General features: G+C 70.1%; 16 protein-coding genes. 11 read left to right on the top strand and 5 right to left on the bottom strand.

Annotated elements, in window-relative coordinates:
- Nucleotides 1-7 precede the first annotated feature (7 nt).
- From OG331_RS11830 to OG331_RS11815, 4 genes are read right to left on the bottom strand one after another with little or no spacing between them, the layout of a single operon-like run.
- Nucleotides 8-868 (bottom strand): 2Fe-2S iron-sulfur cluster-binding protein, encoded by an 861-nt coding sequence (locus OG331_RS11830; RefSeq protein WP_406194852.1) that lies wholly within the window; start codon nucleotides 866-868, stop codon nucleotides 8-10.
- On the bottom strand, nucleotides 865-2,688 hold the full coding sequence (locus OG331_RS11825; protein WP_406194850.1) for an NAD(P)H-dependent oxidoreductase subunit E: 1,824 nt from the start codon (nucleotides 2,686-2,688) through the stop codon (nucleotides 865-867). The genes OG331_RS11830 and OG331_RS11825 overlap by 4 nt, the downstream gene beginning before the upstream one ends.
- A 5-nt stretch (nucleotides 2,689-2,693) precedes the next feature.
- On the bottom strand, nucleotides 2,694-4,619 hold the full coding sequence (locus OG331_RS11820; protein ID WP_406194847.1) for a molybdopterin oxidoreductase family protein: 1,926 nt from the start codon (nucleotides 4,617-4,619) through the stop codon (nucleotides 2,694-2,696).
- 10 nt (nucleotides 4,620-4,629) lie between these two features.
- Nucleotides 4,630-5,601, bottom strand: a complete 972-nt coding sequence (locus OG331_RS11815) for a 2-dehydropantoate 2-reductase (protein WP_406194845.1) — start codon at nucleotides 5,599-5,601, stop codon at nucleotides 4,630-4,632.
- A gap of 261 nt (nucleotides 5,602-5,862) precedes the next feature.
- On the opposite strand from OG331_RS11815, the gene OG331_RS11810 reads away from it, so the two are divergent.
- From OG331_RS11810 to OG331_RS11795, 4 genes are all read left to right on the top strand, one after another.
- The gene (locus tag OG331_RS11810) at nucleotides 5,863-7,206 is read left to right on the top strand and encodes an OFA family MFS transporter (RefSeq protein ID WP_406194843.1); all 1,344 of its coding nucleotides are present in this window, start codon (nucleotides 5,863-5,865) and stop codon (nucleotides 7,204-7,206) included.
- Nucleotides 7,181-7,309 (top strand): hypothetical protein, encoded by a 129-nt coding sequence (locus OG331_RS11805; protein ID WP_274245889.1) that lies wholly within the window; start codon nucleotides 7,181-7,183, stop codon nucleotides 7,307-7,309. Before OG331_RS11810 ends, OG331_RS11805 begins: the two co-directional genes overlap by 26 nt.
- A 149-nt stretch (nucleotides 7,310-7,458) precedes the next feature.
- The gene (locus OG331_RS11800; protein ID WP_406194840.1) at nucleotides 7,459-8,397 is read left to right on the top strand and encodes a beta-ketoacyl-ACP synthase III; all 939 of its coding nucleotides are present in this window, start codon (nucleotides 7,459-7,461) and stop codon (nucleotides 8,395-8,397) included.
- A 139-nt stretch (nucleotides 8,398-8,536) separates the two neighbouring features.
- Nucleotides 8,537-9,214: a GntR family transcriptional regulator gene (locus OG331_RS11795; RefSeq protein ID WP_406194837.1), complete on the top strand. Its 678-nt coding sequence runs from the start codon at nucleotides 8,537-8,539 to the stop codon at nucleotides 9,212-9,214.
- A gap of 15 nt (nucleotides 9,215-9,229) precedes the next feature.
- Here the strand turns inward: OG331_RS11795 and OG331_RS11790 are convergent, their stop codons facing one another.
- Complete coding sequence (locus OG331_RS11790; protein ID WP_406194834.1) at nucleotides 9,230-9,811, bottom strand: DUF4231 domain-containing protein; 582 nt, start codon at nucleotides 9,809-9,811, stop codon at nucleotides 9,230-9,232.
- Nucleotides 9,812-10,090: 279 nt separating this feature from the next.
- Between OG331_RS11790 and OG331_RS11785 the strand changes: the two genes are divergently transcribed.
- The 7 genes from OG331_RS11785 to OG331_RS11755 all read left to right on the top strand — a co-directional run bounded on the left by OG331_RS11785 (nucleotide 10,091) and on the right by OG331_RS11755 (nucleotide 21,392).
- A complete protein-coding gene (locus tag OG331_RS11785; protein WP_406194831.1) occupies nucleotides 10,091-11,272 on the top strand; it encodes an ROK family protein in 1,182 nt (393 codons plus the stop codon).
- 152 nt (nucleotides 11,273-11,424) lie between these two features.
- Nucleotides 11,425-12,948: a sugar ABC transporter ATP-binding protein gene (locus tag OG331_RS11780; protein WP_406194829.1), complete on the top strand. Its 1,524-nt coding sequence runs from the start codon at nucleotides 11,425-11,427 to the stop codon at nucleotides 12,946-12,948.
- Nucleotides 12,945-13,964 carry an ABC transporter permease gene (locus OG331_RS11775; protein WP_328878100.1) on the top strand — a complete coding sequence of 340 codons (1,020 nt, stop codon included), beginning with the start codon at nucleotides 12,945-12,947 and terminating at the stop codon, nucleotides 13,962-13,964. The genes OG331_RS11780 and OG331_RS11775 overlap by 4 nt, the downstream gene beginning before the upstream one ends.
- Before the next feature lie 49 nt (nucleotides 13,965-14,013).
- Complete coding sequence (locus OG331_RS11770) at nucleotides 14,014-15,051, top strand: substrate-binding domain-containing protein (RefSeq protein ID WP_406194827.1); 1,038 nt, start codon at nucleotides 14,014-14,016, stop codon at nucleotides 15,049-15,051.
- Between the two features lie 59 nt (nucleotides 15,052-15,110).
- On the top strand, nucleotides 15,111-16,322 hold the full coding sequence (locus OG331_RS11765) for a Gfo/Idh/MocA family protein (RefSeq protein WP_406209957.1): 1,212 nt from the start codon (nucleotides 15,111-15,113) through the stop codon (nucleotides 16,320-16,322).
- Nucleotides 16,323-16,355: 33 nt separating this feature from the next.
- A complete protein-coding gene (locus tag OG331_RS11760) occupies nucleotides 16,356-17,354 on the top strand; it encodes a sugar phosphate isomerase/epimerase family protein (RefSeq protein WP_406194824.1) in 999 nt (332 codons plus the stop codon).
- A 321-nt stretch (nucleotides 17,355-17,675) separates the two neighbouring features.
- The gene (locus tag OG331_RS11755) at nucleotides 17,676-21,392 is read left to right on the top strand and encodes a ThuA domain-containing protein (protein ID WP_406194821.1); all 3,717 of its coding nucleotides are present in this window, start codon (nucleotides 17,676-17,678) and stop codon (nucleotides 21,390-21,392) included.
- The last annotated feature ends 64 nt before the right edge of the window (nucleotides 21,393-21,456 follow it).

Raw genomic sequence — 21,456 nt, 5'->3', positions numbered from 1 at the left:
TCGTGTCTCAGCCTCGGTTCTGTACGTGCTGGTAGCCGAAGCGGCCCTTGATGCAGAGGTTGCCGTGGGTCACCGGGTTGTCATGCGGTGAGGTGACCTTCACGATTTCATTGTCCTGCACGTGGAGAGTGAGGTTGCAGCCCACTCCGCAGTATGCGCACACGGTGGTCGTCTCCGTCTGCGCCGACTCGTCCCACGTACCGGCCGCCCGCATGTCGAACTCCGACTTGAAGGACAGGGCCCCCGTCGGGCACACCTCGATGCAGTTCCCGCAGTACACGCACGCCGAGTCGGTCAGCGGGGCGTCGTGCTCGACCGCGATCCGGGCGTCGAAGCCGCGGCCGGCGACGGAGATCGCGAAGGTGTTCTGCCACTGGTCGCCGCACGCGTCCACGCACTTGTAGCAGAGGATGCACTTGTCGTAGTCACGCACGTACAGATCGTTGTCGACCTTGGGTTCCTCGCCCAGGCGGGCCGCGTCCGGGCCGAATCGGTCCGGCTTCGCCTCGTACTCCTTGATCCATTCAGCGACTTGTGGAGTCGTCGACAAGTCGACCGAGGATGCGAGGAGTTCGAGGACGACCTTACGGCTGTGGCGGGCCCGTTCCGTGCCGGTACGGACCTCCATGCCGGGCTCGGCCCTGCGGGAGCAGGCCGGGACCAGGGTGCGGGAGCCCTCCACCTCGACGACGCACACCCGGCAGGCGTTCTTGGGCGTGAGCGTGTCGCCCTGGCAGAGGGTCGGCACGTCCTTTCCGGCGGCCCGGCAGGCGTCGAGGATCGTCGAACCCTCGGGAGCGCGCACCGCCTCCCCGTCGATCGTGAATTCCAGCAGCCGGCGCGGGATCCCCAGCGGTATCGCGGTCATTCGTACGCCCCCAGACGGTCGATGGCGGATTCCACGGCGTTCCACGCGGTCTGCCCCAGACCGCAGATCGAGGCGTCCCGCATCGCGCGGCCGACCTCCCTGAGCAGGGCGATGTCATCGGCGGCCGCCGCACCCGTGCGCTCCACGATCCGGTGCAGCGCCTCCTCCTGCCGTACGGTCCCGACCCGGCACGGCACGCACTGCCCGCACGACTCGTCGCGGAAGAACTCGGCGATCCGCAGCAGCAGCCTGGGCAGCGGGACCGTGTCGTCGAAAGCCATGACCACACCCGAACCGAGCGTGGTGCCCGCCTCCCGCGTGCCCTCGAAGGTCAGCGGGATGTCCAGCTCGTCGGCCCGTACGAAGCCGCCCGCCGCCCCGCCCAGCAGCACCGCCCGCAGCCCGTCCCGCGCCCCGGCCAGCTCCAGCAGGTCACCGAGCGTCGCGCCGAAGGGGAGCTCGTAGATGCCCGGCCGCGCGACACTCCCCGACACGCAGAACAGCTTCGGGCCGGTGGACTTCCCCGTCCCGATCGCCGCGTACGCAGGTGCGCCCATGGTCAGGATCGGCAGGACGTTGACCAGCGTCTCCACGTTGTTCTCGACGGTCGGCTTGCCGAACAGGCCCTTCTCCACCGGGAACGGCGGTTTCGAGCGCGGCTCGCCGCGGTAGCCCTCGATCGAGTTGAACAGGGCGGTCTCCTCGCCGCAGATGTACGCCCCGGCCCCCCGGCGGATCTCGATGTCGAAGGCGTACCCCTGGCCGAGGATGTCGTCCCCGAGCAGTCCCCGCGCGCGTGCCTGCGCGAGGGCGTGTTCCAGGCGGTGCAGGGCGCGTGGGTACTCGCCGCGCAGGTACAGGTATCCCTGGTGCGCGCCGGTGGCGTACGCGGCGATCGTCATGGCCTCGACCAGCGCGTACGGGTCGCCCTCCATCAGCACGCGGTCCTTGAAGGTGCCCGGTTCGGATTCGTCCGCGTTGCAGACGACGTAGTGGGGATGGTCGGGCTGCGACGCCGTGGCCTGCCATTTGCGGCCGGTGGGGAAGGCGGCGCCGCCACGCCCGACCAGGCCGGAGTCGGTGACCTCGCGGATGACTCCGGCGGGGCCCAGCTCGAAGGCCCGGCGCAGGGCGGTGTAGCCACCGTGGGCGCGGTAGTCGTCCAGCGACGAGGGGTCCACGACTCCGACGCGGCGCAGCAGGATCAGCTCCTCGCCGCCCGCCTGGGGAACCGCCAGCGCCGCCGGCGGCTCCTCGGGTGCCGAGTCCGGAGCGCTCGCCGCGAGGACCGCGTCGTGCACGGTCGCCGGCGCCGAGACCGCCGTACGCACCGGGTCCCCGGCCTTGATCGCGAGCGCCGCCGGAGCCCGTTCGCACAGGCCCAGACACGGGCTGCGCTCCACGCTCACCCCGCTGCCGAGGCCGAGACGCGCCTCGATCCCGGCGCACAGCTCGCTCGCCCCGGAGGCCGCGCACGCGAGGTCCGTGCAGACGTGGAGCACGGTGGCGGGGCGCGGCTTGACCGAGAACATGGCGTAGAAGGTGGCGACGCCGTACGCCTCCGCAGGCGGAACGGTCAGCCGCCGGCACAGGTAGTCGAGGGCGCCGTCGCTGATCCAGCCGATCCGGTCGTTGATGGCGTGCAGCCCCGGCAACAGCAGGTCGCGGCGGTCCCGGGCCTCGCGGCCGCCCTTGGCCCACCTCAGGTCCGCGTCGGAGCGGTCGGCGCCCTCCCAGGAGGACTCCGGAGGGCCGAGCAGGGCGTCGACGGCGGCCCGTTCGTCGTCCGTCGGTTTGCTGTCGCCGAAGTGCAGGTCCACTTATGTCACCTCACGATGGTCGCGACGGGGAGCTTCTCGATCCGGATCGCCGACGCCTTGAACTCCGCCGTCCCCGCGATCGGGCAGTTCGCCTCGATCGTCAGCTGGTTGGTGTCCACCTCGTCGGGAAAGTGCATGGTCATGAAGGCGAGCCCCGGCCGCAGCGCGGTGTCGATCCACACCGGCGCGACGACCGAACCCCGCCGCGAGCTCACCCGGACCTCCTCGCCGACCACCACCCCGTACCGCTCGGCGTCCTCCGGGCACAGCTCCACGTACTCGCCGCGCCGCAGTGGGGAGGCGAAACTCCCGCTCTGGACACCGGTGTTGTACGAGTCGAGCCGCCGCCCGGTGGTGAGCCGGATCGGGAACTCCTCGTCGGTGAGGTCGACCGGCGGATCGTGCTGGACGATCCCGAACGGCGCCGGCATCCCGCGCCGGGCCGGCTCCGGTTCCCACAACCGACCGTGCAGATAGGTCGGTTCGAGCTGCTCCGTGCTCGGGCACGGCCACTGGATGCCCTGGTGCTCCTCCAGGCGTTCGTACGTCATCCCGTAGTGGTCCGGCGACACCGACCTGAGCTCGTTCCAGACGGCCTCGGAATCGGCGTACTTCCACTCGTGGCCGAGCCGCGCCGCCAGCTCGCAGATGATGTCGATGTCCTCGCGTGCCTCGCCGGGCGGGGTGACCGCTCGCCGCACCCGCTGAACTCGCCGTTCGCTGTTGGTGGTTGTGCCCTCGGTCTCGGCCCACCCGGCGGTGGCCGGGAGGATGACGTCCGCCAGCTCGGCCGTCTTCGTCAGGAAGATGTCCTGGACGACGAGGAAGTCCAGCTGCCGCATCCGCCGTACGGCCTGCTCGCTGTCCGCCTCCGACTGCGCCGGGTTCTCGCCGATGCAGTAGACGGCCTTGAGCGTGCCCTCCTCCATCGCCTCGAACATCTCGGTGAGGTTCAGGCCGTAGTGGGGCTGGATCACCGTGTCCCAGGCCGACTCGAACTTCAGACGGGTGTCCGGGTCGAGGATGTCCTGGAAGCCGGGGAGGCGGTTGGGAATGGCGCCCATGTCGCCGCCGCCCTGCACGTTGTTCTGCCCGCGCAGGGGCTGGAGCCCGCTGCCGTAGCGGCCGACGTGCCCGGTCAGCAGCGACAGGTTGATCAGCGCGCGGACGTTGTCGGTGCCGTTGTGGTGCTCGGTGATGCCGAGGGTCCAGCACAGCTGGGCGCGCTCGGCGCGGGCGTAGGCGTGGGCCAGCTCCCGGATGGCGGCGGCCGGTACGCCCGTGACCTTCTCGGCGAGGGACAGCGTCCACGGCTCGACGAGCGCCTTGTACTCCTCGAAGCCGCTGGTCGCCCGCTCGATGAACGCCTCGTTGGCCAGTCCCGCGTGGATGATCTCGCGGCCGATCGCGTGCGCCATCGCGATGTCGGTGCCGACGTTCAGGCCGAGCCAGCTCTCCGCCCACTCGGCGGTGGAGGTGCGGCGCGGGTCGACGGCGTACATGCGGGCGCCGTTCCTGATGCCCTTGAGCGCGTGCTGGAAGAAGATCGGGTGCGCGAAGCGGGCGTTGGAGCCCCACATCACGATGACGTCGGTGTGCTCGATCTCCTCGTACGAGGAGGTGCCCCCGCCCGAGCCGAAGGCCGCCGACAGTCCTGCCACGCTGGGCGCGTGGCAGGTGCGGTTGCAGGAGTCGACATTGTTGGTGCCCATCACGACCCGGGCGAACTTCTGGGCGACGTAGTTCATCTCGTTGGTGGCTCGGGCGCAGGAGAACATGCCGAACGCGCCGCGCGCCGCCGCAAGGCCGCGGGCCGCCCGGTCCAGTGCCTCCTCCCAGCTCGCCTGCCGGAACGGCTCGTCGCGGGAGTCCCGGACGAGCGGGTGCGTCAGCCGGGTGTACGTCTTCGGAGTACGGTCGCGTTTCCTCATACGGCGCTCCTCATGCGGCGCTCCTCAGCGCGAGCAGGTCCGAGATGGCGTGCACGGTGCGCAGGGTGGGCACCTCCACGCCGGTGATCTCCGCCAACTCGACGACCGCCGCGAGGAGTACGTCGAGTTCCAGCGGCTTGCCGCGCTCCAGGTCCTGGAGCGTGGAGGTGCGGTGGTCGCCGACCCGTTCCGCACCCGCGAGGCGGCGCTCGATGGAGATGCCGACCTCGCAGCCGAGGGCCTCGGCGACCGAGAGCGTCTCGGTCATCATGATCTCGATGACCTTGCGGGTGCCGCCGTGCAGGCACATCTGCCGCATGGTGGCGCGGGCCAGCGCGCTGATCGGGTTGAAGGAGATGTTGCCGAGCAGTTTGAGCCAGATGTCGTTGCGCAGGTCCGGCTCGACCGGGCACTTCAGGCCGCCGGCGATCATGGCCTCGCCGAGGTCCTGACAGCGCTTGGACACGCTGCGGTCGGGCTCGCCGACGGAGAACCGGGTGCCTTCCAAGTGCCGTACGACACCGGGGCCTTCGAGCTCGGTCGCGGCGTACACGACACAGCCGACGGCCCGTTCGGGCGCGAGCACCGCACTGACCGCGCCGTCCGGGTCCACACTTTCGATGCGGTGGCCGTCGTAGGGGCCGCCGTGGCGGTGGAAGTACCACCAGGGGATGCCGTTCTGGGCGGCCACGACCGCTGTGGTGGCGTGCAGAAGGGGCTCGATGAGCGGCCCGCACGCCGCGTACGAGTTGGCCTTCAGGCCCAGGAAGACGTAGTCGACCGGGCCGACTTCGGCCGGATCGTCGGTCGCGTGGGCGCGGGCGGTGAAGTCGCCGCGCGGACTGAGCACCCGCACTCCGTGCTGCCTCATGGCCGCCAAATGCGGTCCACGGGCGATGAGGTGCACGTCGGCGCCCGCGCGATGGAGCGCGGCTCCGACATAGGCGCCGATGGCACCGGCGCCGAGGACTGCAACTTTCACTTCGGAACGCTCCGTTCGGTCGAGGGAGTACCGCGGAGGTGGCTGAGAAAGGTCCGACAGCAGTGGAACTGTCAAATCCTGTCGACGGAATATTGTCTACAGTATGGATAAGGGGTCAGCAAGGGTTCGCGCACGTTCCCGCACGCTCCCGTGCCTCTCCGGACGGTGTTCGACCGTTCGTCGCTTGCTGCATACCGCTCACCGCATACGGTCGACGTGCCGCCTTCTCAAGTCCCCTCTTGCTCCCTACCGTTCGGGATCATGAGTCCACCGGTCGCACCCCCGGGATGGAGCCGCTGGCTGGTTCCGCCCGCTGCTCTGTCGGTCCATCTGTCCATCGGCCAGGCCTACGCCTGGAGCGTGTTCAAGCCGCCGCTCGAATCCGCCCTCGGCCTCAGCGGCACGCAGAGCGCGCTGCCGTTCCAGCTCGGCATCGTCATGCTCGGTCTGTCGGCCGCGTTCGGCGGCACGCTGGTGGAGCGCAACGGACCGCGCTGGGCGATGACGGTCGCCCTGATCTGCTTCTCTTCCGGCTTCCTGCTCTCCGCGCTGGGCGCGGCCACCGAGCAGTACTGGCTGATCGTTTTCGGCTACGGCTTCGTCGGCGGGATCGGCCTCGGCATCGGCTACATCTCCCCGGTCTCGACGCTGATCAAGTGGTTCCCGGACCGGCCCGGCATGGCCACCGGCATCGCCATCATGGGCTTCGGCGGCGGCGCGCTCATCGCCTCGCCCTGGTCGGCGCAGATGCTGGAGTCGTTCGGCAGCGACAGCTCCGGGATCGCGATGGCGTTCCTGGTGCACGGGCTGTCGTACTCCGTGTTCATGCTGCTGGGCGTGCTGCTGGTCAGGGTGCCGCGCACCGAGAAGCCGGTCGGCGACGGGCCCGGCGTGTTCGACGGACCGCAGGTGTCCGCCCGCAACGCCGTGCGCACCCCGCAGTTCTGGTGTCTGTGGGTCGTGCTCTGCATGAACGTGACGGCGGGCATCGGCATCCTGGAGAAGGCCGCCCCGATGATCACGGACTTCTTCGCCAACACCTCCACACCGGTGTCGGTGTCGGCCGCCGCCGGCTTCGTCGCCCTGCTGTCCGCCGCCAACATGGCGGGCCGCATCGGCTGGTCGTCGACCTCCGACCTGATCGGACGCAAGAACATCTACCGCCTCTACCTGGGCGCGGGCGCGCTGATGTACGGGCTGATCGCGCTGGCCGGCGACTCGTCGAAGCCGCTGTTCATCCTGTGCGCGCTGGTGATCCTCTCCTTCTACGGCGGCGGCTTCGCGACGATCCCCGCCTATCTGAAGGACCTCTTCGGCACCTACCAGGTGGGCGCCATCCACGGCCGGCTGCTCACCGCCTGGTCCACGGCCGGCGTCCTCGGACCGCTGATCGTCAACTGGATCGCCGACCGGCAGGAGGAGGCGGGCAAGGACGGCTCGGCCCTGTACACGATGTCCCTGTTCATCATGATCGGGCTGCTCGCGGTCGGCTTTGTCGCCAATGAGCTCGTCCGCCCCGTCCATCCCCGCCATCACGTCCCGTCCCCCACCTCCGCCCCGGCGTCGAAGGAGGCCGCAGATGTCCAGCGACAGCAGTCCGCCTAGCCGGCGGGGCCTGATCGCCTTCGCCTGGGTGTGGGTGGGGGTACCGCTCGCGTACGGGCTCTACGAACTCGTACAAAAGGCGACGCAGCTGTTCACCGGGTAGGCGTTCGAGAGATGTTCGGGCGTCCGATGGTCTGATAGAAGCCGACAACAGGGGCGCCCGATTCCTGTGGCATCACCTGCCGTCGTACCCGCGAGTCACTGATCAGACTGGTGAATCCCGCTACCCGATGTTCGAGGGGACCACCATCGATGAACGGCTCGCGCATCGCCGCAGTCGGCCACTATCAGCCCGCCAGGGTGCTCACCAACGAGGAACTGGCGGGCATGGTCGACACCAGTGACGAGTGGATCACATCCCGGGTGGGCATCCGTACGCGCCACATCGCCGGGCCCGACGAGCCGGTCGACGAGCTGGCCGCGCACGCCGCCGCCAAGGCGCTCGCGGCGGCGGGCCTCGCGCCCGGCGACATCGATCTGGTCCTGGTCGCCACCTCCACCGCCATCGACCGCTCCCCGAACATGGCCGCCCGCGTCGCGGCCCGCATCGGCATCCCGTCGCCCGCCGCGATGGACATCAACGTCGTCTGCGCCGGGTTCACCCACGCCCTGGCCACCGCCGACCACGCCGTACGGGCGGGAGCCGCGACCCGCGCCCTGGTGATCGGCGCCGACAAGATGTCCGACGTGACCGACTGGAGCGACCGCACGACCTGTGTGCTGGTCGGCGACGGGGCCGGCGCGGCCGTCGTGGAGGCGTCCGGAGAGGCCCACATCGGGCCGGTGCTGTGGGGGTCGGTGCCCGAAATGGGGCACGCGGTGCGCATCGAGGGGCAGCCCGCGCGGTTCGCGCAGGAGGGCCAGAGCGTCTACCGCTGGGCGACGACGCAGCTGCCGGCCATCGCCCGCCGGGCCTGCGAGCGGGCGGGCCTGGCGCCCGAGGACCTCGCCGGGGTCGTCCTGCACCAGGCCAACCTGCGCATCATCGAGCCCCTCGCCGAGAAGCTCGGCGCGGTCAACGCCGTGGTCGCGCGGGATGTGTCGGAGTCCGGCAACACCTCGGCGGCGAGCATTCCGCTGGCACTGTCCAAGCTCGTGGAACAGGGGCGGATCTCGACCGGGGATCCGGTGCTGCTCTTCGGGTTCGGCGGCAACCTGTCGTACGCCGGGCAGGTCGTGCGCTGCCCCTGACGCCGGTGTGATGTGGCCAACTCCCCGGTTCCCTGGCCTTTGTGCGCCGTAGACTGTAGACGAAAGACAATTGATACTGGCTTTCCGTGACGGTCGGCTACGCGACGCAGTCGCCCGGTGTTCGCCCAGGAGGGGACCGATGTTGTCGACAGGACTGCCGCAGGGTGCGGTGCCCAAGCTCGAACGGCCCGGCCCGCTGCGCGACCGCGTCTACGAGGCGCTGCTCGAACTCATCACGACCCGCGCCCTCCAGCCCGGCCAGCATCTGGTCGAGAGCGAACTGGCAGGTCACCTCGGTGTGTCCCGGCAGCCGGTGCGCGAGGCGCTGCAGCGGCTGAACACCGAGGGCTGGGTCGATCTACGACCCGCACAGGGCGCGTTCGTGCACGAGCCGACGGAGGAGGAGGCCGACCAGCTCCTCACCGTCCGCACCCTCCTGGAGGCCGAGGCGGCCCGCCTCGCCGCCGCCCACGCCGACAGCGCCGGCATCGCGGCTCTGGAGCAGCTGTGCGCGGAGGGCGAGAAGGCGGTCGCCGCCGACGACGTGGATGCCGCCGTCGCCCTCAACGCCCGCTTCCACGCGAAGATCATGGAGCTCGCGGGCAACGCGGTCCTCGCCGAGCTGGCGGCCCAGGTCGACCGGCGCGTGCGCTGGTACTACACGCCGGTCGCCCGCCAGCGCGGGCAGCAGTCCTGGATCGAGCACCGCGGCATGATCGCCGCGATCACCGGCCGGGACGAACAGGGCGCCACGCAGCTGATGCGGGAGCACACCGAGCACACGCGGCGGTCGTATCACGACAGGGTCAAGTCCTGAGCGCTGCCATGGAGTTCAGTACTGCGCGTTGCTCCCCGTGGCATCCGTCCGCGGACTCGCGAGCTGTATCCACGTGCCCATCTCCCGCTGCTCGATGCGGGTGACGTTGGTGGCGAGCATTTGGTCCCGGGTGTCCGGGGCGGCGTACGGCTCGGCGCCGGTGTAGTAGAGGCGGCGTTCCGCCTCGACCGCCTCGCGGGCTTCGCTGAAGCGCAGGTAGTCGTCCTGCCAGTGGAAGACGGACCGCAGGCCGGTGATCACCACGACGACGCCGCCCAGGATCGCGGGCACTACGGCGGTCCCGGGCGAGATGACAGCCGAGACCGGGATCGAGGCCGAGACGAGCAGGAGCAGGGTCTCGGTCAGCCGGAAGTTGCGGCGCGCCCTGATGGCGGCGTTGTGGTACCAGTCGTACGACCCGTTCGCCACGCGCATCGCATAGCCGGGCCCGGTGCCGGGCGACGAACGTCCGGACCTCGGGGGAGCGGCGGGGGCGGGTATGGGCGCCGTGGCGGGAACAGGTGGTGGCGGCGTGACGCCGGCGCTGTCCGCGGCCCGCGTCGATACCGGTTCGTCGGACGAGGTTCCCTGAGCCATTCGCGCTCCCCCCAAAGCACCGCTGCTGGAGGGACAGGGTAGCCAACCGGACCCCTTTGCACGGCACTTGCGCATCCTCGGCACACCGAGACGATCGGCGGCAGGGGGCGTACCGATCTCGTCTTTGTCCTGTGAGTGGAGAAAGTTGATGGCAATCTCTGCGCAACTTCTTCCCAGCCCCGGCGCCCACTGCTACGTTCCCCTCGAAAGCAGGCCGCGGACGTGGCCGAAACCCGGCGCGCACAGGCCGATTGAGGCGGGGAGGGGCTCGTGAGACGCATGACGGCACGACCCGCGAACGCCCATCAGGCCAAGCTGCTCAGGCTGCTGCGCGACGGCGGGCCCAACTCCCGGGCCCAGCTGGGTGATCAGATCGACCTGTCACGGTCCAAGCTGGCCGTGGAGGTGGACCGTCTGCTGGAGACGGGCCTCGTCGTGGCCGACGGACTCGCCGCCTCGCGCGGTGGCCGCCGTTCCCACAACGTCCGGCTCAACCCCGGGCTGCGTTTCCTCGGCGTCGACATCGGCGCGACCTCGGTCGACGTCGCCGTCACCAACGCCGAGCTGGAAATCCTCGGCCATGTCAACCAGCCCATGGACGTCCGCGAGGGCCCGGTCACGGTCTTCGAGCAAGTCCTGTCCATGGCGGCGAAGTTGAGGGCCTCCGGGCTCGCGGAAGGGTACGACGGCGCCGGCATCGGCGTCCCCGGACCGGTCCGCTTCCCCGAGGGCGTGCCGGTGGCACCGCCGATCATGCCGGGCTGGGACGGCTTCCCCGTCCGGGAGGCGCTCAGCCAGGAACTCGGCTGCCCGGTCATGGTCGACAACGACGTGAACCTCATGGCGATGGGGGAGCAGCACGCGGGCGTCGCACGCTCCGTGGGCGACTTCCTCTGCGTCAAGATCGGCACCGGCATCGGCTGCGGCATCGTCGCGGGGGGCGAGGTCCACCGGGGCGTCACGGGCAGCGCGGGCGACATCGGGCACATCCAGGCCGTGCCCGACGGCCGCCCCTGCGCCTGCGGCAACCGGGGCTGTCTGGAGGCCCACTTCAGCGGGTCGGCCCTCGCCAGGGACGCCGTCGAAGCGGCCCAGCAGGGCCGGTCGGAGGAACTCGCCTCGCGGCTGGCGGCGAACGGCACCCTGACCGCCGTCGACGTCGCCGCCGCGGCCGCCGCGGGCGACTCCACCGCCCTCGACCTGATCCGCGAGGGCGGCAACCGCGTCGGCCAGGTCATCGCCGGACTCGTCAGCTTCTTCAACCCCGGCCTGGTGGTGATCGGCGGCGGGGTGACCGGCCTCGGCCACAACCTGCTCGCCGCGATCCGCACCCAGGTCTACCGCCAGTCGCTGCCCCTCGCGACCGGCAACCTCCCCATCGTCCTGGGCGAGTTGGGTCCCACCGCCGGAGTCATCGGCGCGGCCCGGCTCATCAGCGACCACCTGTTCTCACCCGCGTAAGCCACCTACTTCGTTCGGCTCACCCGCACAGCACCCGGCACCCCCTGCTCTGCCCCGCACAGTACCCCGCACCGCCCTGCTCTGCCCCGCACAGCACCGCGCCCAGCTCCGCCCTGCCCTGAACCGGCCCGCACGCCCGCCAAGGGGACCTCATGGCATCAGAACCACCCCTGCTCAGCATGTCCGGCATCACCAAGTCGTTCCCCGGAGTCCGTGCCCTCGACGGCGTCGACCTCGACGTCCAGGCCGGTGAAGTGCACTGTCTGCTCGGCCAGAACGGCGCCGGCAAGTCCACGCTCATCAAGGTCCTGGCCGGCGCCCACCAGCCCGACACCGGCACCATCCGCTGGTGCGGCGAGGAGGTCACCCTCCGCTCGCCGATCGCCGCGATGCGCCTCGGCATCGCCACCATCTACCAGGAACTCGACCTGGTGGAGCACCTGTCGGTGGCCGAGAACGTCCACCTGGGCCACGAACCGACGGCCGCCGGATTCGTCGTACGCGGAAAGGCGGCACGGGCCTCGACAGCCCAGCTGCTCAAGCGACTCGGGCATCCCGAGATCGACCCGGCCCGCCTGGTCGGGGAGTTGTCGGCGGCGCAGCAGCAGATCGTCTCCATGGCGCGGGCGCTCTCCCACGACGTACGGCTGATCGTGATGGACGAGCCGTCCGCCGCCCTGGACCCGGACGAGGTCGACAACCTCTTCCGCATCGTCGGCGACCTCACCGCCGCCGGAGTCGCCGTCGTCTACATCTCGCACCGGCTGGAGGAGATCCGCCGGATCGGCGACCGGGTGACGGTGCTGAAGGACGGTCGGGCCGTCGCGGGCGGGCTCCCCGCGAAGACCACGCCGACGCGCGACGTCGTGGCCATGATGACGGGGCGCAACGTCGAGTACGTCTTCCCCGAGCGGCCGGCGAAGGACGTGGCCGCGGCCGGGAAGCCGCTGCTGGAGGTGCGGGGACTCGCCAGGGACGGCGAGTTCGAGCCGCTCGACCTGACGGTGCGGCCCGGGGAGATCGTCGGGCTCGCCGGGCTGGTGGGCTCGGGGCGCTCGGAGATCCTGGAGACGATCTACGGGGCCAGGAGGCCCACCGCCGGTCAAGTCATCGTGGACGGGCGGGCGTTGCGACCCGGAAGCGTGCGAGCCGCGGTGCGCGCCGGGCTCGGGCTCGCCCCCGAGGAACGCAAGGCGCAGGCGCTGCTGATGCTGGAGTCCGTCACCCGCAACGTGTCGGTGTCGTCCATGTCCCGCTTCTCACGCGGCGGCTGGATCGACCGGACGGCCGAACTCGGGGCGGCGAGGGCCGCGACCCGCGAACTGTCGCTGCGGCCCGACAACCCGTCCGTGCCCGTGCGCACGCTCTCCGGCGGCAACCAGCAGAAGGCCGTCCTGGCCCGCTGGCTGCTCCGCGGCTGCCGTGTCCTGCTGCTCGACGAACCCACCCGCGGCGTCGACGTCGGCGCCCGCGCCGAGCTGTACGCCGTGATCCGGCGACTGGCCGACGAAGGCCTCGCCGTGCTCCTGGTCTCCAGTGAAGTGCCCGAAGTGCTGGGCCTCGCCGATCGCATCCTGGTGCTGCGCGAGGGCCGTGTCGTACACACCGCTCCCGCGCGCGAACTCGACGAACACCGCGTACTCGACCTCGTCATGGAAGGAAGCCCGGCGTCATGACGCAGCACGCCTCACCGCCCCGGGACAGCACCGGCAAGGTGCAGTCGGCCGGAGCACCGCCCGCCTGGCGGGGCCTGATGGCCCGCGCCGACGTGCGGACCCTGTCCCTGCTCGGCGTCCTCGCCGTGCTCATCATCATCGGCGGCATCACCAAGCCGGACGAGTTCCTGGACACCCGCAACCTCCAGCTCGTCCTCACCCAGGCGTCCGTGATCGGCGTCGTCACCGTCGGCATGACCTTCGTCATCATCTCCGGCGGCATCGACCTGTCCGTCGGCGCGATCGTCGCGCTCGCCTCGGTGTGGGCGACGACGGTCGCGACCCAGGAGTACGGCTTCGCCGGCATCCTGTTCACGGCGGTGATCGTCGGCGTGGGGTGCGGGCTCGTCAACGGGATGCTGATCGCGTACGGCGCGATGGTCCCGTTCATCGCCACCCTCGCCATGCTGGCCTCGGCGCGTGGGCTGGCGTTGCAGATCACCGACGGCAAGACGCAGATCGTCACCATCCCCTCGGTACTCGACCTCGGCGAGCGCGACGCCTACGTCCTCGGCATCCCGCCTCTGGTCATGGTGTTCGCGGTCGTGACGATCATCGGCTGGCTGGTCCTGAACCGCACGACGTTCGGGCGGCGCACGGTCGCCGTCGGCGGCAACGCGGAGGCGGCCCGGCTCGCCGGCATCGACGTCCGTCGCCAGCGGCTCTACCTCTACCTGCTGTCCGGACTGTGCTGCGGCATCGCCGCGTTCCTGCTGATCATCCTGTCCGGCTCCGGCCAGAACACCAACGGCAACCTCTACGAACTCGACGCCATCGCCGCCGCGATCATCGGCGGCACCCTGCTCACCGGGGGCCGCGGCACCATCGTCGGCTCCGTGCTCGGCGTCCTGATCTTCACCACGATCACCAACATCTTCGCCCTGAACAACCTGCAGAGCGACGTCCAGCAGATCGCCAAGGGCGCGATCATCGTCGCCGCCGTGCTGGTCCAGCGCCGTACCGCAAGCACGACCTGAGGGTCGTACCGCTTCCGCTTCGCACGACCTGAGGAAAGGGTTCACCGCCATGCCAGAGCTCACCAGTCGCAGAGGGCTGTTGTTCGGATCCGCCGCCATAGGAGCCGGTGCCCTCCTCACGGGTTGCACGAGCAACGAGTCCAAGGACGAGCCGGCCGCGAACGACCAGCCGGCCGCCGACGACAAGCCCGGCAAGCAGGTCACCATCGGCTTCGCCGGACCGCAAGCCGACCACGGCTGGCTCAACGCCATCAACGACAACGCCAAGAGCCGGGCGAAGAAGTACTCCGACGTCACCCTGGAGATCACCGAGGGCTCCAACGACACCGCCGCACAGATCGGCCAGATCGAGACGCTGATCAACAAGAAGGTCGACGTGCTGGTGGTGCTGCCCGCCGACGGCAAGGCGCTCACCCAGGTCGGCCTGAAGGCGATGCGGGCCGGGATCCCGGTCATCAACCTCGACCGGATCTTCAACACCCCGCAGGCGTACCGCTGCTGGATCGGCGGCGACAACTACGGCATGGGCCTCAACGCCGGCCACTACATCGGCGAGAAGCTCAAGGGGAAGTCCGGCGCCAAGGTCATCGAACTCGCCGGCCTCGACAACCTGGAACTCACCAAGCAGCGCACCCAGGGCTTCGACGACGCTCTCAAGAACTACCCGAACATCCAGAAGGTGGCCCGCCAGGCCGCCGAGTTCACGGTCGAGTCCGGACAGGCCAAGATGGCCCAGCTCCTGCAGGCCCAGTCGAAGTTCGACGCGCTCTGGAACCACGACGACGACCAGGGCGTGGGCGCGCTGCGGGCCATCGAGCAGGCCGGACGCGACGACTTCCTGATGGTCGGCGGCGCGGGCGCCCTGTCCGCCTTCCAGGCGATCAAGCAGGACGACGGCGTCCTCAAGGCCACCGTCCTGTACCCGCCGACCATGGCGGCGTCCGCCATCGATCTGGCCCGTGCGCTCGGCCAGGGCAACGGCGTGAGCGGCATGGCCGAGTTCGAGATCCCGGCCTCGATCACGCTCTACTCGGCGGTCGTCGACAAGGCCAACGTCGACCAGTACATGCCCACCGGCTTCAAGTGATCCGTTCCGCCCGCACCCCCCACGTGCGCCACCCCGACCAGGACGAGGAGGACACCCACATGGGACAGCCGCAGCAGCAGTCAGAAGGGACCGAGGCAGGTAAGCCGCCCTTGCGCGTCGGAATGGTCGGCTACGCCTTCATGGGCGCCGCGCATTCCCAGGGCTGGCGCACCGCGGGCCGTGTCTTCGACCTGCCGCTGAACCCGGTGCAGGCCGTGATCTGCGGCCGGGACGCCGCCGCAGCGCGGGCGGCGGCCGACCGGCACGGCTGGGCGTCCGTCGAGACCGACTGGCGTGCCCTCGTCGAACGGGACGACGTCGACCTCGTCGACATCTGCACCCCCGGCGACAGCCACGCCGAGATCGCCCTCGCGGCTCTGGCCGCCGGCAAGCACGTCCTGTGCGAGAAGCCTCTCGCCAACACGGTCGAGGAAGCCACGTCGATGGCGCGGGCGGCCGAAGAGGCCTTCGAGCGCGGCCAGGTGGCGATGGTCGGCTTCAACTACCGGCGGGTGCCGGCCACCGCCCTGGCCCGCAGCATGGTCGCCGAGGGCCGCCTCGGCGCGCTGCGGCACGTGCGCGTGACGTACCTCCAGGACTGGCTCGTCGACCCCGAGTTCCCGCTGACCTGGCGGCTGCGCAAGGAACTCGCCGGCTCGGGCGCGCTCGGCGACCTGGGCGCCCACATCATCGACCTCGCGCAGTACCTGGCGGGGGAGCGGCTGACCGGGGTGTCGGCCCTGACGGAGACCTTCGTACGGGAGCGTCCGCTGCCCGGCGGAGCCACGAGCGGCCTGTCCGCCGTCTCCGCCAACGGGTCCGGCCAGGTCACCGTCGACGACGCCGCCCTGTTCACCGGCCGTCTCCCGTCGGGTGCACTCGCCTCCTTCGAGGCCACCCGCTACGCCACCGGCCGCAAGAACTCCCTGCGCATCGAACTCAACGGCGAGCTCGGCTCGATCGCCTTCGACCTGGAGCGGCTCAACGAGCTCTCGTACCACGACGGCAGGGAACCGGGCGCGCACGCCGGCTTCCGCCGCATCCTCGTCACCGAACCCGACCACCCGTATCTGGACGCCTGGTGGCCCCCGGGCCACGGCCTCGGATACGAGCACACCTTCGTCCACCAGGCCCGCGACCTGGTCCACGCCGTCGCCGAGGGCCGCCGGCCCGAACCCTCCTTCGCCGACGGGCTGCAGGTGCAGCGCGTGCTGGCGGCGGTGGAGGAGAGCGCCGAGAAGAACGCCGTCTACACCCCGATCGCGGTCTGACACACCCCGAGCGGCCCGAGGAGGCTGACGCGCATGCCGCGTACGTTCACGCTGTTCACCGGCCAGTGGGCCGACCTGCCGCTGGAGGAGGTCTGCCGGCTCGCTCGCGACTTCGGCTACGACGGGCTCGAACTCGCCTGCTGGGGCGACCACTTCGAGGTCGACAAGGCCCTCGCGGACCCGTCGTACATCGACTCCAGGAAGACACTGCTCGACAAGTACGGCCTCAAGTGCTGGGCGATCTCCAACCACCTGGTCGGGCAAGCGGTCTGCGACGCCATCATCGACGAACGCCACCAGGCCATCCTGCCGGGCGAGGTGTGGGGCGACGGGGACCCGGAGGGGGTCCGGCAGCGCGCAGCCGCCCGCATGAAGGACACCGCGCGTGCCGCGGCGGCCTTCGGCGTCGATACGGTGATCGGCTTCACCGGCTCCGCGATCTGGCACCTGGTCGCCATGTTCCCGCCCGCGCCCGAGTCGATGATCGAACGCGGCTACGAGGACTTCGCGACCCGCTGGAACCCCATCCTGGACGTCTTCGACGAGGAGGGCGTCCGGTTCGCGCACGAGGTCCACCCCAGCGAGATCGCCTACGACTACTGGACGACCTGGCGAGCCCTGGAGGCTGTCGGCGGCCGCCCCGCCTTCGGCCTGAACTTCGACCCGTCGCACTTCGTGTGGCAGGACCTCGACCCCGTCGGCTTCCTCTGGGACTTCCGCGACCGCATCTACCACGTCGACTGCAAGGAGGCCCGTAAGCGCCTCGACGGCCGCAACGGCCGGCTCGGCTCCCACCTGCCGTGGGGCGACCCGCGCCGCGGCTGGGACTTCGTGTCGGCCGGGCACGGCGACGTCCCCTGGGAGGACGTCTTCCGGATGCTGCGCTCCATCGACTACAAAGGCCCGATCTCCGTCGAGTGGGAGGACGCCGGCATGGACCGGCTCCAGGGCGCCCCCGAGGCGCTGACCCGTCTCAAGGCGTACGACTTCGAGCCGCCCAGCGCGTCCTTCGACGCCGCGTTCAACAACTGAACCACGCACCCGGCGCTGGTCGGGGACGGGGACCGGCAGCACCGCCGGTCCCCCCTCCGACCTGCGCAGATCCTGCTTTGTCCTTTGACGGGAGAAAGTTCAACCGAGTCCGACGCAAGGGGTGTTCGCCCCGGCCGGACGCGGTTACCGTCCCTGAAGTGTTCAGGACACACACGGAAGCGTTCAGGGCACACAGAAGTGTTCACGGCACACAGAAGTGTTCATGGCACAGCCACCTCCGGGGTGACGGCGCACCCCGGCGCCCGCACCGCACGTCTTCGCACCCACCCCGTACGGCCCACCCGTTCCCGGAGGGACTTCGTGCACAGAACCAGACTCCGCAGCACCCGCACCCCGCGCACCAGACTTCGCACCGCCGTCGCCCTGTTCACCGGCCTGCTCCTGGCCGTCGGCGCCCCGGCGACCGTCGCCGGCGCCCACCCCGGCCACCCGGAACACGACGAACCGGCGGCCGAGGGCCAGTTCCAACAGGTGCCGCTCGCCAAGGGCGAACCCGAGATGGGCGAGCCGATGTCGCTCGCCGTGCTCCCGGACCGCAGCGTGCTGCACACCTCGCGCGACGGCACACTGCGCCTCACCGACCAGGGCGGCGTCACCAAGGTCGCCGGCAAGATCCCCGTCTACAGCCACGACGAGGAGGGCTTGCAGGGCGTCGGCATCGACCCGGACTTCAAGAACAACCGGGCGATCTACCTCTACTACGCCCCGCCACTCGACACCCCCGCGGGCGACGCCCCGGAGACCGGCACCGCCGAGGAGTTCAAGAAGTTCGACGGCGTCAACCGCCTCTCCCGGTTCGTGCTGAACGCCAACGGCACGCTCGACATGGCCAGCGAGAAGAAGGTTCTGGACGTCGCGGCCTCCCGCGGCACGTGCTGCCATGTCGGCGGCGACATCGACTTCGACGCGGCGGGCAACCTCTACCTGTCCACCGGCGACGACACCAACCCCTTCGCCTCCGACGGCTACACGCCGATCGACGACCGCGAGGGCCGCAACCCCGCCTTCGACGCCCGCCGCAGCGCCGGCAACACCAACGACCTGCGCGGCAAGCTCCTGCGCATCAAGGTCGCCGAGGACGGCTCGTACACCGTCCCGGAGGGCAACCTCTTCGCCCCGGGCACCGAGAAGACCCGTCCCGAGATCTATGCGATGGGCTTCCGCAACCCGTTCCGGATGAGCGTCGACGACAAGACCGGCATCGTGTACGTCGGCGACTACGGCCCCGACGCGGGCGCCGCCGACCCGAACCGGGGCCCGGCGGGACAGGTCGAGTTCGCCAAGGTCACCAAGGCGGCCAACTTCGGCTGGCCGTTCTGCACGGGGAACAACGACGCCTACCTCGACTACGACTTCGCCACCGGCACCTCCGGCGAGAAGTTCGACTGCGCCGCCCCGAAGAACACCTCGCCCTACAACACCGGCCTCACCGACCTGCCACCCGCGCAGGCCGCGTGGATCCCGTACGACGGCGGCTCCGTGCCCGAGTTCGGCAGCGGCTCCGAGTCCCCGATGGCGGGCCCGGTGTACCGCTACGACCCCGACCTCGACTCCAAGGTGAAGTTCCCCGAGGCCTACGACGGCGACTTCTTCGCGGGTGAGTTCGGCCGCCGCTGGATCAAGCGGATCGAGCAGAACGAGGACGGCTCCGTCGCGAAGATCAACGATTTCCCGTGGACCGGCACCCAGATCATGGACATGGAGTTCGGCCCCGACGGCGCCCTCTACGTCCTCGACTACGGCATCTCCTGGTTCCAGGGCGACGAGCACTCCGCGCTGTACCGGATCGAGAACGCCGAGGACGGCTTCTCGCCGATCGCCGAGGTGAGCGCCGACAAGACGTCCGGCGCGGCCGGACTGAAGGTCGCCTTCACGGCCACCGCCAAGGACGCCGACTCCCCGGACCTCACCTACAGCTGGGACTTCGGCGACGGCACCAAGGGCGAGGGCCTCGAGCCCACCCACCGGTACAAGAAGGTCGGCACCTACACCGCCACCTTCACCGCCAAGGACCCCGAGGGCAACACCGGCAACGCCAGCGCCCGGATCGTGGTCGGCAACACCGAGCCCAAGGTGAAGATCGACATCCCGGGCAACGGTGCTCTGGCCGAGTTCGGCAAGCCCGTGCCGTTCAAGGTGACCGTCACCGACCCCGAGGAGACCGTCGACTGCTCCAAGGTCAAGGTGGCCTACAGCCTCGGCCACGACTCCCACGCCCACGAGCTGACCAGCGAGATGGGCTGCGAGGGCACCCTGACACCGCCCGCCGGTGACGGCGGCCACGACCCCAACGCCAACATCTACGGCGTCGTCGGCGCCAGCTACACCGACGGCGGGGCCAACGGCCAGGAGGCCCTGACCGGCACCGCCCGCACCGTCCTCCAGCCGCTGCACCGCCAGGGTGAGCACTTCGGCACCCAGTCGGGCGTGTCGGTCATCGACAAGACCGGCGCCAACGGCGGCAAGACCGTCGGCAACATCAACGACGGCGACTGGATCTCCTTCAGCCCCTACCGGTTCGACGGACAGAAGAAGATGACCGTGCGGGCCTCCTCCGGCGGCGCGGGCGGCTTCATCGAACTGCGCACCGGCTCGCCCGACGGCCCGCTGCACGGCTCGGCCTACATCCCGCCGACCGGCGGCTGGGAGACCTTCCAGAACGTCGACGTGCCGCTGCGGTCGCTGCCCAAGGGCACCACGGAGATCTACCTGGTCTTCAAGGGCGGCGAGGGCGCGCTCTACGACGTGGACGACTTCGAGTTCTCCAAGCAGCCGTTCAAGGGCGGCAAGAAGGTCCTGGTCTTCTCCAAGACCGCCGGCTTCCGGCACGACTCCATCCCGGCCGGCATCGCCGCCCTGAAGGAGCTCGGCGCCCCGGCCGGCATCACGGTCGACGCGACCGAGGAGGCCCGGCAGTTCACCACGACCAACCTCGCCAAGTACGACGCGGTGGCGTTCCTGTCCACCACCGGTGACGTGCTGGGCGCCGAGCAGCAGCAGGCGTTCGAGAACTACGTCAAGAACGGCGGCGGCTACATGGGCATCCACGCCGCCGCCGACACCGAGTACGAGTGGGAGTTCTACGGCGGCCTCGTCGGCGCCTACTTCGACTCGCACCCGGCCATCCAGAAGGCCACCGTTCGCGTCGAGGACCACGACCACCCGTCGACCGCGCACCTCGGCGACGCCTGGGAGCGCACCGACGAGTGGTACAACTACCGCACCAACCCGCGCGAGCAGGCCAAGGTCCTCGCCACCCTGGACGAGACCACCTACCAGGGCGGGAACATGAAGGGCGACCACCCGATCGCCTGGTGCCAGAGCTACGGCGGCGGCCGGTCCTTCTACACCGGCGGCGGCCACACCAAGGAGTCCTACGCCGAGGAGGCCTTCCGGGCCCACCTGCTCGGCGGTCTGCAGTACGCCACCGGCCAGGTCAAGGCGGACTGCAAGCCGAGCAAGGACTACCGGAAGATCTTCAACGGCCAGACCCTGGAAGGCTGGAAGCAGGCCGGCCCCGGCAAGTTCAACGTCAAGGACGGCACCCTGGAGTCCGAGGGCGGCATGGGTCTGCTCTGGTACCAGGCCAAGGACCTGAAGTCGTACTCCTTGAAGCTCGACTGGAAGATGCAGGGCGACGACAACTCCGGGATCTTCGTGGGCTTCCCGGCCTCCGACGACCCCTGGTCCGCGGTGAACAAGGGCTACGAGATCCAGATCGACGCCACGGACGCGCCCGAGCGCACGACGGGCTCCGTCTACTCGTTCCAGTCGGCGAACATCAAGGCCCGTGACCAGGTCCTGCGTCCGCCCGGCCAGTGGAACTCCTACGAGATCAAGGTCCAGGGCGAACGCCTCCAGGTGTTCCTCAACGGAGTCAAGATCAACGACTTCACCAACAAGGACCCCGAGCGGAGCCTGACCGACGGTCACATCGGCCTCCAGAACCACGGTGCCGACGACCAGGTCTCCTTCCGCAACATCCAGTTGAAGGAACTGCCCACCACGGGCGGCTGAGCGGCGGCGGGCGGGGGACGCCGGACCCCCGCCCGCCGTCTTTGTCCCTCCCCCCGGGGTTTGC

It is taken from the genome of Streptomyces sp. NBC_01017 (assembly GCF_045162795.1).
Taxonomy (GTDB): domain Bacteria; phylum Actinomycetota; class Actinomycetes; order Streptomycetales; family Streptomycetaceae; genus Streptomyces; species Streptomyces machairae.
This window is presented reverse-complemented; position numbering and strand designations above follow the sequence as displayed.

Excerpts from the sequence above, each read along its gene's own strand:
- OG331_RS11780 (WP_406194829.1), top strand. The coding sequence starts at position 11,425 with ATGGCATCAGAACCACCCCTGCTCAGCATGTCCGGCATCACCAAGTCG.
- OG331_RS11765 (WP_406209957.1), top strand. The coding sequence starts at position 15,111 with ATGGGACAGCCGCAGCAGCAGTCAGAAGGGACCGAGGCAGGTAAGCCG.
- OG331_RS11775 (WP_328878100.1), top strand. The coding sequence starts at position 12,945 with ATGACGCAGCACGCCTCACCGCCCCGGGACAGCACCGGCAAGGTGCAG.
- OG331_RS11790 (WP_406194834.1), bottom strand. The coding sequence starts at position 9,811 with ATGGCTCAGGGAACCTCGTCCGACGAACCGGTATCGACGCGGGCCGCG.
- OG331_RS11810 (WP_406194843.1), top strand. The coding sequence starts at position 5,863 with ATGAGTCCACCGGTCGCACCCCCGGGATGGAGCCGCTGGCTGGTTCCG.
- OG331_RS11805 (WP_274245889.1), top strand. The coding sequence starts at position 7,181 with ATGTCCAGCGACAGCAGTCCGCCTAGCCGGCGGGGCCTGATCGCCTTC.
- OG331_RS11785 (WP_406194831.1), top strand. The coding sequence starts at position 10,091 with ATGACGGCACGACCCGCGAACGCCCATCAGGCCAAGCTGCTCAGGCTG.
- OG331_RS11830 (WP_406194852.1), bottom strand. The coding sequence starts at position 868 with ATGACCGCGATACCGCTGGGGATCCCGCGCCGGCTGCTGGAATTCACG.
- OG331_RS11820 (WP_406194847.1), bottom strand. The coding sequence starts at position 4,619 with ATGAGGAAACGCGACCGTACTCCGAAGACGTACACCCGGCTGACGCAC.
- OG331_RS11795 (WP_406194837.1), top strand. The coding sequence starts at position 8,537 with ATGTTGTCGACAGGACTGCCGCAGGGTGCGGTGCCCAAGCTCGAACGG.
- OG331_RS11760 (WP_406194824.1), top strand. The coding sequence starts at position 16,356 with ATGCCGCGTACGTTCACGCTGTTCACCGGCCAGTGGGCCGACCTGCCG.
- OG331_RS11800 (WP_406194840.1), top strand. The coding sequence starts at position 7,459 with ATGAACGGCTCGCGCATCGCCGCAGTCGGCCACTATCAGCCCGCCAGG.
- OG331_RS11770 (WP_406194827.1), top strand. The coding sequence starts at position 14,014 with ATGCCAGAGCTCACCAGTCGCAGAGGGCTGTTGTTCGGATCCGCCGCC.